The sequence below is a fragment of the Microbispora hainanensis genome, from assembly GCF_036186745.1.
GTDB lineage: Bacteria > Actinomycetota > Actinomycetes > Streptosporangiales > Streptosporangiaceae > Microbispora.
The window spans coordinates 6484813-6497916 of record NZ_CP108086.1; the positions used below are offsets into that span (position 1 = coordinate 6484813).

15 protein-coding genes are annotated in these 13104 nt (G+C 72.5%); 7 read left to right on the top strand and 8 right to left on the bottom strand.

Annotated elements, in window-relative coordinates; translation table 11 throughout:
• Positions 1 to 2 precede the first annotated feature (2 nt).
• Together OHB01_RS29960 and OHB01_RS29965 are read right to left on the bottom strand one after the other, a co-directional pair.
• Positions 3 to 803, bottom strand: a complete 801-nt coding sequence (locus tag OHB01_RS29960) for a sulfite exporter TauE/SafE family protein (protein WP_328854298.1) — start codon at positions 801 to 803, stop codon at positions 3 to 5.
• Positions 800 to 1357: a helix-turn-helix domain-containing protein gene (locus OHB01_RS29965; RefSeq protein ID WP_142647023.1), complete on the bottom strand. Its 558-nt coding sequence runs from the start codon at positions 1355 to 1357 to the stop codon at positions 800 to 802. Before OHB01_RS29965 ends, OHB01_RS29960 begins: the two co-directional genes overlap by 4 nt.
• Before the next feature lie 64 nt (positions 1358 to 1421).
• Here OHB01_RS29965 and OHB01_RS29970 point away from each other — a divergent pair, with 64 nt between their 5' ends.
• Positions 1422 to 2327 (top strand): alpha/beta fold hydrolase, encoded by a 906-nt coding sequence (locus tag OHB01_RS29970; protein ID WP_205830071.1) that lies wholly within the window; start codon positions 1422 to 1424, stop codon positions 2325 to 2327.
• 7 nt (positions 2328 to 2334) lie between these two features.
• On the opposite strand, the gene OHB01_RS29975 is transcribed toward OHB01_RS29970, so the two are convergent.
• From OHB01_RS29975 to OHB01_RS29990, 4 genes are all read right to left on the bottom strand, one after another.
• Positions 2335 to 3342, bottom strand: coding sequence for an NAD-dependent epimerase/dehydratase family protein (locus OHB01_RS29975; protein ID WP_240971245.1), 1008 nt, complete (start codon positions 3340 to 3342; stop codon positions 2335 to 2337).
• Positions 3342 to 3875, bottom strand: a complete 534-nt coding sequence (locus tag OHB01_RS29980) for a GNAT family N-acetyltransferase (RefSeq protein ID WP_260617190.1) — start codon at positions 3873 to 3875, stop codon at positions 3342 to 3344. Before OHB01_RS29980 ends, OHB01_RS29975 begins: the two co-directional genes overlap by 1 nt.
• A 280-nt stretch (positions 3876 to 4155) precedes the next feature.
• Positions 4156 to 4740 carry a DUF4865 family protein gene (locus OHB01_RS29985; RefSeq protein WP_328710015.1) on the bottom strand — a complete coding sequence of 195 codons (585 nt, stop codon included), beginning with the start codon at positions 4738 to 4740 and terminating at the stop codon, positions 4156 to 4158.
• A 28-nt stretch (positions 4741 to 4768) separates the two neighbouring features.
• Positions 4769 to 5326 carry a TetR/AcrR family transcriptional regulator gene (locus OHB01_RS29990; protein WP_328854299.1) on the bottom strand — a complete coding sequence of 186 codons (558 nt, stop codon included), beginning with the start codon at positions 5324 to 5326 and terminating at the stop codon, positions 4769 to 4771.
• A gap of 137 nt (positions 5327 to 5463) precedes the next feature.
• Here OHB01_RS29990 and OHB01_RS29995 point away from each other — a divergent pair, with 137 nt between their 5' ends.
• Both OHB01_RS29995 and OHB01_RS30000 read left to right on the top strand, forming a co-directional pair.
• Entirely contained in the window at positions 5464 to 6126 is a 663-nt protein-coding gene (locus tag OHB01_RS29995; RefSeq protein ID WP_260617189.1) for a lysophospholipid acyltransferase family protein, read from the top strand.
• Between the two features lie 59 nt (positions 6127 to 6185).
• Positions 6186 to 7808, top strand: coding sequence for a penicillin-binding transpeptidase domain-containing protein (locus OHB01_RS30000; protein WP_328854300.1), 1623 nt, complete (start codon positions 6186 to 6188; stop codon positions 7806 to 7808).
• 70 nt (positions 7809 to 7878) lie between these two features.
• On the opposite strand, the gene OHB01_RS30005 is transcribed toward OHB01_RS30000, so the two are convergent.
• Positions 7879 to 8136 carry a DUF3040 domain-containing protein gene (locus OHB01_RS30005; RefSeq protein WP_142647019.1) on the bottom strand — a complete coding sequence of 86 codons (258 nt, stop codon included), beginning with the start codon at positions 8134 to 8136 and terminating at the stop codon, positions 7879 to 7881.
• Positions 8137 to 8271: 135 nt separating this feature from the next.
• On the opposite strand from OHB01_RS30005, the gene OHB01_RS30010 reads away from it, so the two are divergent.
• Positions 8272 to 9399: an Rv2578c family radical SAM protein gene (locus OHB01_RS30010; protein WP_328854301.1), complete on the top strand. Its 1128-nt coding sequence runs from the start codon at positions 8272 to 8274 to the stop codon at positions 9397 to 9399.
• Between the two features lie 82 nt (positions 9400 to 9481).
• Here the strand turns inward: OHB01_RS30010 and OHB01_RS30015 are convergent, their stop codons facing one another.
• The gene (locus OHB01_RS30015) at positions 9482 to 10132 is read right to left on the bottom strand and encodes a TetR/AcrR family transcriptional regulator (protein ID WP_147943928.1); all 651 of its coding nucleotides are present in this window, start codon (positions 10130 to 10132) and stop codon (positions 9482 to 9484) included.
• Positions 10133 to 10252: 120 nt separating this feature from the next.
• Between OHB01_RS30015 and OHB01_RS30020 the strand changes: the two genes are divergently transcribed.
• From OHB01_RS30020 to OHB01_RS30030, 3 genes are all read left to right on the top strand, one after another.
• Entirely contained in the window at positions 10253 to 10903 is a 651-nt protein-coding gene (locus OHB01_RS30020; RefSeq protein ID WP_328854302.1) for a CatB-related O-acetyltransferase, read from the top strand.
• A gap of 44 nt (positions 10904 to 10947) precedes the next feature.
• A complete protein-coding gene (locus OHB01_RS30025; RefSeq protein ID WP_328854303.1) occupies positions 10948 to 12231 on the top strand; it encodes an erythromycin esterase family protein in 1284 nt (427 codons plus the stop codon).
• A gap of 124 nt (positions 12232 to 12355) precedes the next feature.
• Complete coding sequence (locus OHB01_RS30030; protein ID WP_328854304.1) at positions 12356 to 13063, top strand: class I SAM-dependent methyltransferase; 708 nt, start codon at positions 12356 to 12358, stop codon at positions 13061 to 13063.
• Positions 13064 to 13104 lie beyond the last annotated feature (41 nt).

Here is a 13104-nt window from a genome sequence, read left to right on the forward strand (position 1 = left end):
GGTCAGACACCCGGCGCGACCCACAGGCGGACCGCAAGGCCGAGGCCGATCAGCGCGACCAGCCAGCGCAGCAGCCCGGACGGCAGCCGCCGGGTGACCAGCGGACCGAGCGTCGATCCGGCGAACAGCCCCACGGCGAGCGGGACGACGGCGGCCCACTCGACGGGCCCGAAGAGGACGAATCCGGCGGCGGAGACCAGGGCGCCGGCACCGAGGAGCATGTTCTTCAGGGCGTTGGCGGCGGGCAGCCGCGGCTCGGCGGTCACCAAGAGGAGGGCGAGGATCATCACCCCCGACCCCGCGCCGAAATATCCGTTGTAGACCGACAGGACGGTCAGCCCGAGCGGGAGGACGGCGTCGGGTGAACCACGCCGTTCGTGGCGCAGCGCGAGGCGGGGTTGCGCGAGCAGCGCCAGCGAACCCCCGGCCACGAGGAACGGCACGACGCGGGCGAAGACACCGGGCGGGGTGGACAGCAGCAACGCCGACCCCGCCGCCCCGCCGAGCGCCGCCAGCGGCACCCACCGCCGCAGCCACGGCGCCCTCCCGCGCAGCTCGGGCTGGGAGGCCAGGGCCGAGCCCGGCCAGCAGGCGACGAGCGCGACGATGTTGGCCACGTTCGCCGCGAGGGCGGGAAGGCCCGCCGCGAGCAGGGCCGGATAGGAGATGAGCGAGGTGATGCCGCCCGCGGTGCCGACCAGCCCGGCGAGCACCCCTGCGGCGGCCAGCAGCACGGCGTCCCCGAACCCCGTCACGAACCCCGTCACGAGCCCCGTCACGAGCCCGGTCACAGTGCCCGTCACGAGGCCGGGCGCGCCCCGGCGTCCGGCGGGGGCGTCTCGACCGGGAACAGGATCGGGCTGAGCAGATGCCGCCTGCGCCGCGGCGCGGGCTCGTTCGTCATCCGCGCGACGATGACCGCGCGCAGCTCCGCGATCATCTCGGCGCGTTCCTCCGGGCTCAGCCACAGCACGTGCTGCCGATAACCCACCTCGTCGGCCGCGGGATCGGCGCCGTCCAGGCCGAGGTAGGCGTCGAACTCGGAGATCAGCGCGGCCATCGCCGTGGCGAACGTGCGCCGGTGGTCCTCCGGCGTCATCGCCGCCACGGTGCCGGCGTCGATCACCACCCGCTCGCGCAGCCGGTAGCGCCGTTCCACCGCGCCGCGCACCCGGTGCTCGCCGTCCACCTCCAGCACGCCGGCGTCGGCGAGCGCGGCGACGTGGCGATAGACGGTCGCCTTGTGCACCTCCGATATGCGCTCGCACAACTGCGCGGTCGTGAGGACCCGCCCACCGGCGAGCGCCTGCACGACGCGCAGCCGCACCGGATGCGCGAGCACCTCCATCACGTCCATGGTCCGAATGATCGCACGTGTGCTACCGTTCGCAGAAATGCGAACAATCAGAGGAGAGGGCGGCATGGGACGACCGGCATCGGAGACGACGGCCCCGCCCCTGGGGCGCCTGTACGACGTCGGAGAGCGGCGGTTGATGCTGCACCGCTCGGGCTCGGGCGGGCCGAGCGTGGTGTTCCTGCCCGGCGCGGGCCTGGTGGGCCTCGACTTCCTGAACGTCCAGGAGGGCGCCGCGGCCTTCGCCACGAGCGTGCTCTACGACCGCGGCGGCACGGGCTGGAGCGAGCCGGCGCCTCTCCCCCGCCGCGCGACCGAGGTCGCCGCCGAACTGCGCGGCCTTCTGCGGGCCACGGCGGTTCCCGGGCCGTTCCTCCTCGTGGGACACTCCCTCGGCGCGTTCTACGCGCGCCGCTACGCGCAGCTCTTCCCGGACGAGGTCGCCGGGCTCCTCCTGCTCGACCCCGGCCATGAGGACATCCTCGACCACATGCCGGCACAGGCCGCCGACCTGGCCGAGCGGATGCGGCCCGACCCGGCGCGGATGCCGGAGCTGACCGGCGAGCAGCGCCGGGCCGCCCGCGAGGCGTACGCCCGCCTGTACGCCGAGTGGCCCGCGCCGTTGCGCGAGGCGCTGATCGGCCACCACCTGGCGTCGTGGCGGACGAGCCTGCGCGAGACGGAGAACTTCGAGACCGAGGTCTACGACGAGCTGCGGGCCGGCGGGCCGCTGCCCGACGTCCCGCTCATCGTGCTGACCGCGGGCGGCGTGAACCCCTACTGGGCGAAGTTCCTGCCCGAGGAGGTGATGCGCGAGGCGCACGACGGGGTGCGCGCCCTGCACGCGGCGATGGCCCGCTCGGTGCCCAGGGGACGGCAGCGCGTGGTCGACGGCGCCTCCCACCAATACCTGCACGTCGAGCGGGCCGACGAGGTGCTGCGGGCGATCCGCGACCTCATGACGGCCATCTGAGCCCGCGTCACAAGGCGGCGCCCGCCGACCGCCGCCAGGCGTCGATCACCGCGCGTTCCTCGTCGGGGTCGAGCCCGGGCGGGAACGCCGGGATCTCGCCCGACCCGGTCAGCCACGCCCAGGTGTCGGCGACCGTCTCCACCACCGGACGGCACCGCAGGCCGGTCGCCATGGCCCGGCCGACGTCGGTGCGGATGAACCCGGCCAGCGCGGGACCGGGCGGGATCCAGCCCGGCAGCGCCGCCCACCGGTCGATCCCGGCCGCCTCGATCGCCTCGGGCTCGACCCAGACCGGCTCGGCGAGCCCGCCGGTGACCGCGACCGCGGACTCCAGCAGGTCGCGGGTCGTGCAGTGCCCCTCCGGGTTGACCAGGTTGACCGGGCCCCGCACCCCGCGCTCGGCCGCGTCGAGCAGCCAGGCGACGAGGTCGCGTACGTCCACGTAGCGGAACGGCTGGCCGGCCGGGCCGGGGGCGAGCATCTCCCCGCCCCGCGCCGCGCGCAGCAGCCAGTGCGGCAGCTGCCCGGGAAGCTCGTGCGGCCCGAGGATCAGCCCGGCGCGGGCCAGCACGGCGCGGTCGCCGAACGCCTCCTCCACGGCGAGCTCGCCGCCCCGCTTGTTGGGGGCGTAGTCGACGTCCTCGGCGTCCGCCGACGCCTCGACCGTGGGCCAGTCCTCGTTCAGGCCGGCCGGCGTCGGGGGCGCGTACACCGCCCGGCTGGAGACGTACACGTACCTGTCCGCGCACCCGGCCAGGGCGCGGGCGCTGTCGCGTACGACCCGGGGCGCGCCGGCCCAGGTGTCCACCACGACGTCCCACCGGCCCTCGGCGAGCGGGGCCAGGCCGGCCGGGCGGAGCCGGTCGCCGGTCACCGCCCGGGCTTCGGGGTGGGCCCATCCGGCGCGCCCGCGCGTGAAGGTGGTGACGTGCCAGCCGCGTTCCACGGCGGCCGTGACCACCCACCGGCCGACGAACGTCGTGCCGCCCAGCACCAGCAACCGCATGCCGTTCATCACTGTCTCCTGATCCGGTAGAGAACGTGGCGGCGCAGCGGGTGACCCGCGGGGAGCGCCGGGTGGTCGAAGTCATCGGCCGGGTCGTGTGTCATCCCGAGCCGCCGCATGACCGCCTGCGAGCGGACGTTCTGCACCGCGGTGAACGAGACGACCTCGGTCAGCCCGGCCCGGCCGAACCCGTCCTCCAGCGACGCCCGCGCCGCCTCCGTGGCGTACCCCCGGCCCCAGGCGGAGCGGGCGAGCCGCCAGCCGATCTCCACGCACGGCGTGAAGGGGGCGGTGAACCTCGGGACCGACAGCCCGGTGAAGCCGATGAACTCGCCGTCGGCCTCGACGGCCCACAGACCGAACCCGTGCTCGTCGAACCCGGCCTCGATGCGCTCGGCCAGCGCGTCGCTGTCCTCCCGGGAGAGCGTGGCCGGGAAGTGCTCCATGACGACGGGATCGGCGTTCAGCGCGGCGAAGGGCTCCTTGTCGTCCTCGCGCCAGCGCCGCAGCACGAGCCGTTCTGTCCTGATCGAATCGGCCACCCGCCGACGATAGTGCACGCAGGCTTTGGCCCCCGATGACGGTCCCCGATGCGGGGGGCGGGAGAAAGCAGAGGCGGAAGTCGGCTAGAGTCGTTCGTGGCCGATGTGGTTTGTGTCCCCCGGGCCGCAATCACCGCCTTCACGGAATACCGTCCGGCTGGAGCCGTGTTGTGCATCTCGCCGAGGAGGCGACCGCCACATCGGCCCTCGACGTGGGCGCCCCGCGAGACTCGTTCTCGCGGGGCGCCGCTCTCTTTCCCGGTCGTTCAACTGCGTCTTCTCACCAGGCCCGGCCCATGGGCAGGTGCGCCAGGCCGGGCGCGGACAGGTGCAGCACCTCGTAGCGTTCCGCGTCCGCGTACGCGCCGGGCACCTCCCGCTCCCACAGCGCGAACGTCAGCAGCCGCCAGTGGTGCGGATCCACGGCGAGCGCGGCGGTGTGCAGGCCCCCGGCGCGGCCCAGATCACGCAGTTCGGCGAGGGCGGCGGTCACCTGATCCTCAAGGCCGGCCGTGGCGGGCAGCTCGGTCAGCCGTCGCGACGCCGCGCGGGGCCGCGTCTCCCGGGCCTGACCGGCCTCGGCGGCCAGGCCCGTCCAGTGCCGCACGACCGGCCTGCCGAAGTCGGCGACGATGCCCTGGAAACCGCCCCCGCCGACGAGGAACTCGCCCATCCTCCCGGGGTCGTTCCACAGGTAGAACGGCGCGTACTGGTTGACCGGCGACCCGGCGACGCCCCGCTCGCGGACCAGGTAGGCCTTCAGGCCGAGCCCGGCCCGGTCGTCGAGGGCGTGGCCGCGCGTGGCCACCCGCTCGCGGATGATCGTCATGTCGTAGCCGGCGGGCAGGGTGATCTCGTACTGCATCGCATACACGGCGGGTCTCTCCGGTGGCTCAGGGGTGGGACAGCAGGGCGAGCACGCCCTCGATGGCCTGGTGGAACGGCTCGGGCGTGCCGGCCGCGCGGGCCAGGACATATCCGCCCTGCAGCACCGCCACGATCGTCGCGGCGGTCGCGCCCGGATCGAGACCGGCGTCGAGCTCGCCCAGGTCGCGTCCCTCGGCCAGCACCTCCGCGAGCCGGTCGCGCAGCCACGCGAACGTCTCCTCCACCGGCCGCCGCAGCGCCGGATCGGCCATGACGTCGGGGTCCTGGGTGAGCCGGCCGATCGGGCAGCCCCGCAGCACCTCCCGCTCGCGCCGCAGGTAGGCCGACACGCGCTCGACGGCCGTGCCCGGGCCGCCCAGGATCTCCTCCACCCCGGCGCGCATCTCCTCCGCCGTACGGGTGATCGCGGCCAGCGCAAGGTCGGGCTTCCCGGAAAAGTGGTGATACATGCTGCCCTGACCGGCTCCCGCCCGCTGCTGGATGGCCCGCGGGCTGGTGCCGACGTAGCCGCGTTCCCAGAGCAGTTCGCGGGTGCTCTCGATCAGGCGGTCCGGTGTGCTCACGCCGTACATACTAGTAGGTACAGAGAACTGTTGGTGAAGCCGTACAAAACATGAGGCGGTGTGTTGCAGGGGTCATACACCTGAGCAGGGGTCGGGGCGGCCTAGGGTATTCCCGTCGGACCGGAGAAGGAGAGGCCGTGCTCTACCCCGCCCTGAAGTTCGTCAGCGTTCCCGTCATGCACGCACTGTGGCGGCCGCGAACGGAAGGACGCGAGCACGTCCCCGCGCACGGGCCCGCGATCCTCGCCTCCAACCACCTGTCCGTGCTCGACTCGTTCTTCATGCCGGCCGTCGTGCCGCGCATGGTGCGGTTCGTGGCGAAGAAGGAGTACTTCACCGGCAACCCCGTCGTGGCGGCGTGGATGCGCGCGATGGGGGCGATGGAGATCGACCGGGAGAACGTCTCCGCCGCCCAGGACATGCTCGACGCCGCGGTGGAGGTGCTGAAGGCGGGCGAGCTGTTCGGCATCTACCCCGAGGGCACCCGCTCCCCCGACGGCCGGCTCTATCGGGGGAAGGTCGGCGTGGCCTGGCTGTCGCTGACCACCGGCGCCCCGGTCGTGCCCGTCGCCATGATCGGCACCGAGAAGGTGCTGCCGCCCGGCACCTCGGTGCCGCGCCTGCACAGCATCGGCGTGCGGTTCGGCGAGCCGATGACCTTCACCGGCGACGCGGGCAACGCCCGCGACCGGCGGAGGGTGACCGACGAGGTCATGGCCGCGATCCAGCGCCTGTCCGGCCAGGAGTACGTCCCCCGGTACGGCGCCAGCGTCAAGGGCTCCGGCGAAGCCGGAGTGTGAACGACGGCGGACCCCGCTAGGCTCTGAACCCGACCGCAGGGCCGTCGTTGGGAGTGCGCGTGCCGCGAGGACGTACCATCGCGATCTCCGCAGCCGTGGCCGTCGTGGTGGCCGGGGCGGCCGCCGGGGGCGCCTACTACGTGTTCCACACGCGCGGCACTCCGCAGGAGACGGCCGCGCGGTTCACCGCGGCCTGGTCGAAGGGCGACCTCGCGGCCATGAAGGCCGAGCTCGCCACGCCCGCCGCGGGCTTCGACGCGGCGTACGCCGAGCTCACGAAGAACCTCGGCGTGGCGAAGGTCACCGTGCGCGACGTGCGGGCCGGCGCGGCGAAGGACGACCGGGCGACCGCCTCCTACACCGCCACCGCCACGGTGAAGAACGTCGGCGACTGGACCTACCAGGGCTCGCTCAAGCTCGTGGTCAAGGACCACTACTGGAAGGTCGACTGGTCGCCGTCCGCGGTCCACCCCGCGCTCGACGGGACCAACCACCTGGCGCTGAAGACGTCGTGGCCGCAGCGGGCCGCCATCACCGACGCCAACGGCGACCGCATCGACGGCGGCGACGTGGGCGGCTCGGTGCAGCAGCTCGTGGGCTTCCTCGACAAGGCGACGGACAAGGACGTCGAGAAGCTGGGCACCGCCTACAAGAAGGGCGACGCCGTGGGCCGCGGCGGCCTGCAGGAGACGTTCCAGAAGCAGCTCGCCGGCACTCCGACCACCGAGATCCAGGTGGTCGGCGACAGCCGTAAGACCCTGCACACCGTCAAGGGCTCCCCCGGCAAGGACCTGCGGACCAGCCTCGACCTGAAGGTGCAGCAGGCCGCAGCGGACGCCGTACGCGATCTGGACAAACCCGCCTCGCTCGTCGCCGTCAGGCCCTCGACGGGCGAGATCCTCGCCGTCGTGAACAACAGGGGCGGCTTCAACCGCGCCCTGGACGGCAAGTACCCCCCGGGATCCACGTTCAAGACGGTCACTGCCGCCGGGCTGCTGGCCGAGGGACTGACGCCGTCGAGCCGGGTGACCTGCCCCAAGGAGGCGGTCGTCGGCGGGCTGAAGATCCGCAACTCCGACCACGAGGCGTTCGGGTCGCTGTCGTTCCTCGACTCCTACGCCCACTCGTGCAACACGACGTTCGCGCCGCTCGCCGCGCAGAAGCTGGGCGCGCGCAAGCTGTACGACATGGCGACGAACCTGGGCTTCAACCGGCCGCTGCGCATCGGCGTCCCGGCGACCCCCGGCAGCATGCCGAAGGCCACCAGCGACGCCGAGCTCGCCGCGGAGGCGTTCGGGCAGGCGAGGATCACCGCGAGCCCGCTGGTGATCGCGACCGTGGCCGCGGCGGTGGCCGACGGCTCCTGGCGGCCGCCCACGCTGGTGCCCTCACTGGAGCAGAAGACCGCTCCCGAGAAGCTGCCGGACGAGGTCGTCGAGCCCCTGCGGTCGATGATGCGGGCCGTGGTCACCAAGGGCACCGCCCACGGCGCCGGGCTGCCTGCGGGGACCGCGGGCAAGACCGGGACCGCCGAGTTCGGCACCGGGCCCAAGCTCGACTCGCACGCCTGGTTCATGGGCTTCCGCGGCGACCTGGCCTTCGCCGTCGTCGTGGAGGCCGGCGGCATGGGCGGCTCGGTGGCCGCCCCGGTCGCCGCGCACTTCCTCAAGTCCCTGTCCTGATGAGGCCGAGGGCGCACGTCACGTGACGGCCGCATCGAGGTCGCCGCTTCACGGCGCCTCGTGGGCTCCGCTAAACCGGCAGAGCGGCGGCGTCGTGCCGCAGGGCCATGACCAGCAGGGTCGCGATCAACGTGGCGATGAGCAACCAGCTCACCGCGATGATCACGGTGGAGCGGCCCGGCAGGCGGCGGCCCGTGCCTCGCCCCTGCCGTCCGCGCTCCGCACGGTGGTTGAACGACTCGAGCCTGGCCGCAAGCTTCGGGTCCTCATCCGTGAGGTGCCGCTCGATCATCGCCAGCATCCGCTCTTCGTCCTGCGACCAGGCCATCGCGCAACTCTCCCAGAACGCAAGGTATGTGCCGACGTTCTGCCCAACCATGAAGATCGTTAGCCGTTTCCAGGGCCGCGATTTACGACGCGTTGCATGTTGCGATCTCCATCGAACCTCTGTTCTAATCTGAGGGTGCGGTGGGAAGGGCTGCGGCTCGAAACGGGGGAAGGCGCACAGGGAGAGACGACTCCCCTGTTCGCGCGGTCGGCGGTGACCCGGACCTTCGACACCCCGGAGTTCCGGGGCGTCACCTTCTACGAGATCCACGCACGGTCGATCATCAACCGGGTCCCCTCGGCCAGCCGGGTCCCGTTCGAGTGGACGATCAATCCCTACCGGGGCTGCACCCACGCGTGCACGTACTGCTTCGCCCGCAGGACGCACGAATATCTCGACCTGGACTCCGGGCGGGACTTCGACTCGAAGATCGTCGTGAAGGTCAACGCCCCCGACCTCGTACGGAGGGAACTGGCGGCGCCCCGGTGGGGCGGGCACCCCATCGCCATGGGGACCAACGTCGACTGCTACCAGCGGGCCGAGGGCCGATACCGGCTGATGCCGGGCATCCTCGCGGCGCTGCGGGACGCCCGCAACCCGTTCTCGATCCTCACCAAGGGCTCACTGATCCTGCGCGACCTCGATCTGCTCGCCGAGGCCGCGCAGGTGACCGACGTCAGCACGGCCGTCTCGATCGGGTTCACCGACGAGTCGCTGTGGCGGGCCGTCGAGCCGGGCACCCCTTCCCCGCGCAAGCGGCTGGAGGTGTGCGCCACGCTGAACGAGCACGGCATCCCCTGCGGCGTGCTCATGGCGCCGATCCTCCCCTATCTGGGCGACTCCCCGCAGGCGCTGGAGGCCACCGTGCGCCGCATCGCCGAGACCGGCGCGACGCACGTCACGCCGATCGTGCTCCACCTGCGGCCGGGCGCACGCGAGTGGTTCATGGCCTGGCTGGCGCGCGAGCACCCCCGGCTCGTCCCCCGTTACCTGGAGCTGTACGGCCGGGGCGCCTACGCCCCCAAGGCATACCAGGAACGGATCGGCCACGCCGTGCGCGCGCTCGCCAGCAAGTACGGCATCGGCCGGTCGGCCCCGCGCGGCGATCAGGCACCAGGAACGGGCGGCGGCGATCGCGCCGCCGAGGCGGGTGGCAACGCCGCGGCCGACCCGGGTGGCGCCCGTTCCTGGCGACGGCCCGGCGAGCGGCCGGCTCCCTCGCCCGCACCACCCGCGCCGCCCGAACAGCTCACGCTCCTTTAGGCAACCGCTGGCGGTAAGCGGCCGTCGGGGGGATAGGCGGCGGTGCGGCCGCTCCTGCTCGGCCCCGGAGCGGACGGGCCGGTCAGGTGTCACCGGCCGATGGCGGCACGGCGAAGGCACCGGCGGATGCGGCGAGAGCGGCGGTTCTGGCCGCCTGGCCGGGCAGGTCCGGGCCGGGCGGCGTGCGGAGAAGCACCAACTGGTGATACACGGGGGCCGTGGCGGCGATGAGCAGTCGCCGGGCGTCCGTGCCCGGCGGGAGTTCGGCGCGCTCGACTGCTCGGCGGACGATGACCTCGCACCGGGCGTACCGGTCCTCCCAGAGCCGCCGTTGGGCGTGATCGGCCTGCTCGGAGCGGAACGAAGCGGCGATCAGGGCCGCCACGATCGGCGGCTGTGCGGTGAGCGCGTCCTGGATCTCGCGGTTCAGTGCCGCCAGGTCGCCCTCCAGAGAACCAGTGTCCGGGGGCTGCCAGGCGTCGTCGCCCGCCGCGTCCAGGACGTCGGCGAGCAGGCCGCCGACGTCTCCCCAGCGCCGGTACACCGTCGCGCGGTGCACACCCGAGCGGGCGGCGACGGAGTCGACGGTGAGCCCGTCATAACCGTGCTCTCCGAGCTCGGCGAGCACCGCGTCGAGCACCTGCCTGCGGATACGGGCGGTACGGCCGCCGGGGCGGCGCCGGGGCGGCGGCACGGGCCTGGCGCCCTCCGGCTCTGGTGTGGAAGAAGTCATCGCTGGTGGTCCGGTTGCTCAATGGAACGGCGGCATGCAAGTATCTTAACGCACCAACTGTCGCAGTAGTGATGCCATCGACCCTCTTCGAAGCGTTGGCCAGGAAGGAAACGACGCGCGATGCCGGCTGTGCCCCCCGACCCGACCGTGCTGCATCCGATGCCCGGGCAACCGCGGGTGGTGTTGCTGAAGCCGCTGATCACCTCGCCGCTGATCGAGGTCGGCGAGTTCTCGTACTATGACGACCCGGACGATCCGACCGCGTTCGAGACCCGCAACGTGCTGTACCACTACGGGCCGGAGAAACTGGTCATCGGGAAGTTCTGCGCTCTGGGTGAGGGCGTGCGGTTCATCATGAACGGTGCCAACCATCGCATGGACGGACCTTCGACGTTCCCGTTCCCGATCATGGGCGGGTCCTGGGCGGAGCACTTCGACCTCATCACGGGCCTGCCCGGACGGGGCGACACGGTGGTGGGCAACGACGTCTGGCTCGGATACCGGTCGATGGTGATGCCCGGTGTACGCGTCGGCCACGGAGCGATCATCGCCTCCGGCTCGGTCGTCGCGGACGACGTCCCCGACTACGGCATCGCCGCCGGCAACCCCGCCAGGCTCATCCGCCGCCGCTACGGCGACACGGACATCGAGCGCCTCCTCGCGCTGGCCTGGTGGGACTGGCCGCTCCAGCACATCACCGACCACATCCGCACGATCATGTCCGGAAGCATCGACGACCTGGAGAACGCGGCGCCGCTCCCCCACGGATGATCCGGCGCTTCAGAGTTCCAGCACTTCCGAATCGAGTCATCGGCATGCCTGCCTCCACACCCCGCAACCCGTTCGCCGACCTGCTTCGCGCCCATGCCGTCCCGCTCACCCACCTCGACCCGGCGGCGCCGCTCGACGACCTGGAGCCGCTGCGCGACATCATCGGCTATGCGCGCGTCGTCGCGCTCGGCGAGAACTCGCACTTCATCACCGAGTTCTCGCTGCTGCGCCGGCGGATCCTGCGCTTCCTGGCCGAACGCTGCGGCTTCACCGTCCTGGCCTTCGAGTACGGCTTCAGCGAAGGCTTCCCCCTCGACGCCTGGGCCCAGGGCCAGGGGACGGACGACGACCTGGACGCCCGGCTCGCCGCGGCCATTCCTGTGGGAGTCGCGGAGCCGCTGCGCTGGATACGCCGGCACAACGCCACCGCCGAGGTGCCGGTGCGCTTCGCCGGGATCGACGTCCCCGCGGCCGGCGGCTCGCTGCTGCCCGCCCTGACCCCCGTCGCCGACTACCTGCGGCGGATCGACCCCGAGACCCTCCCGCTGGTCCAGCAGGCCATCCGGATCGCCGAGTCGTTCGCCGGAGCGTCCGCCGCCTCGGCCGCGCCGGCCTGGACCCGCTTGGCCGCCGCCGAGCAGGACGCTCTCAGTGCGATCCTGATGCGCCTGCTCATCCGGTTCCGTGCCGTCGAGGTGCTGTACGTCTCCCGCGGCGACCGGCGAAGTTACGAGATCGCTCTGCGCCGGATCGAGGCCGCCTGCCACGCCGACTACGGCTTTCGTGCCATGGCCGGGCTGTACGCCGGCACCGGCCTGACCGCCGACACCTCGGCCCGCGACGTCTACATGGCCGGGTCGGTCCTGTGGCACCTGGAGCGCTTCGGCCCCGGCACCCGCATCGTGCTGGCGGCCCACAACGCCCACATTCAGAAGACGCCGGTCTCCTTCGACGGCCACCTCACCGGGCTCCCCATGGGACAGCACCTCCACCGCTGCCTGGCCGATGACTACGTCGCCCTCGCCCTGACCAGCATCACCGGGCACACCGCTGATATGCGTCCCGATGAGGACGCCCGCTTCGGATTCGCCATCGACAACACCAAGCTGGAGCCGCCCGAGCAGGGCAGCATCGAGGCCGCCTTCGCGGATGCCGGGCTCGGGCTGAGCATGGCCGATCTCCGCCGGGCGCGTGCGGAGGCCTCCGGCGGCGCGGGCCCCGACCGCATCCGGATCCAGAGCGCCTACCTGCACACCCCCGTCCTCGACGCGTTCGACGGCATCGTCAACACGCCGGTCTCCACCGTTGCCGGCGACATCGAGAACTGACGCCCCAGAGAGATCCGGGGCGATAAGACAGGTTCGTCGGGACCGCCGTCACCGGCCGCTTCTGTCCTCCTCGTGGGCGGATAGCCCCGCCGCGGGGGTGTCCGTGCGGATACGATCGGCGGCCGTGGAGGACGTCGCCGAGGACGCTGAGGACTTCGTCTGCGCGCATACCCGGCTCGCGGCCGTGCCGTACGTGCCGGAGATACGGCTGCACCTGGTCACGCCCAGCAATGCGCCCAGCGGCGTGCCCACCGGCGGGGCGCCGGGCGTAGGGCCGGACGCGGGCGGCGACGACCACGTGTACGAGTTGTGGGAGCGCGCCGGGCGGCTGCCCTTCTGGGCCTGCCCCTGGGCCGGAGGGCAGGCGCTGGCCCGCCACGTGCTCGACCACCCGGAGATCGTGCGGGGCCGCACCGTCCTCGACCTCGCCACCGGCTCGGGGCTGGTCGCGATCGCCGCGGCGCTGGCCGGAGCCGCCCTGGTCGTCGCCAACGACGTCGACCCGTACGCGCTGGCGGCCGTCGGCGTGAACGCCCGCGCCAACGGCGTCACGGTGCGGGTCGCCGCGGGCGACCTGCTCGACGGGACGCCGTCCCAGCAGGTCGTGCTGGCGGGGGACGTCTACTACGAGGAGCCGCTGGCCCGGCGGGTCACCCCGTTCCTGTCGAGGGCCGGCGGGGAGGTCCTCATCGGAGCGCCCGACCGCGCCTGCTCCTATCTCCCCGAGGGCGTGTTCGAGCAGGTCGGCGTGCATCAGGTGCCGGCCTTCCTGGAGGACACCCCCAGCAAACGGACAACCGTATATCGGCTTTCCACACACGCTGTGACCTAGCTCACAACAACGCGACAACTGCCGGTTACGTCACAGGGAAA

Coding starts and splice junctions, on each gene's coding strand:
- OHB01_RS30020 (WP_328854302.1), top strand. CDS start 10,253: ATGCCGGCTGTGCCCCCCGACCCGACCGTGCTGCATCCGATGCCCGGG.
- OHB01_RS30015 (WP_147943928.1), bottom strand. CDS start 10,132: ATGACTTCTTCCACACCAGAGCCGGAGGGCGCCAGGCCCGTGCCGCCG.
- OHB01_RS30005 (WP_142647019.1), bottom strand. CDS start 8,136: ATGGCCTGGTCGCAGGACGAAGAGCGGATGCTGGCGATGATCGAGCGG.
- OHB01_RS29965 (WP_142647023.1), bottom strand. CDS start 1,357: ATGGACGTGATGGAGGTGCTCGCGCATCCGGTGCGGCTGCGCGTCGTG.
- OHB01_RS29985 (WP_328710015.1), bottom strand. CDS start 4,740: ATGCAGTACGAGATCACCCTGCCCGCCGGCTACGACATGACGATCATC.
- OHB01_RS30025 (WP_328854303.1), top strand. CDS start 10,948: ATGCCTGCCTCCACACCCCGCAACCCGTTCGCCGACCTGCTTCGCGCC.
- OHB01_RS29975 (WP_240971245.1), bottom strand. CDS start 3,342: ATGAACGGCATGCGGTTGCTGGTGCTGGGCGGCACGACGTTCGTCGGC.
- OHB01_RS29970 (WP_205830071.1), top strand. CDS start 1,422: ATGGGACGACCGGCATCGGAGACGACGGCCCCGCCCCTGGGGCGCCTG.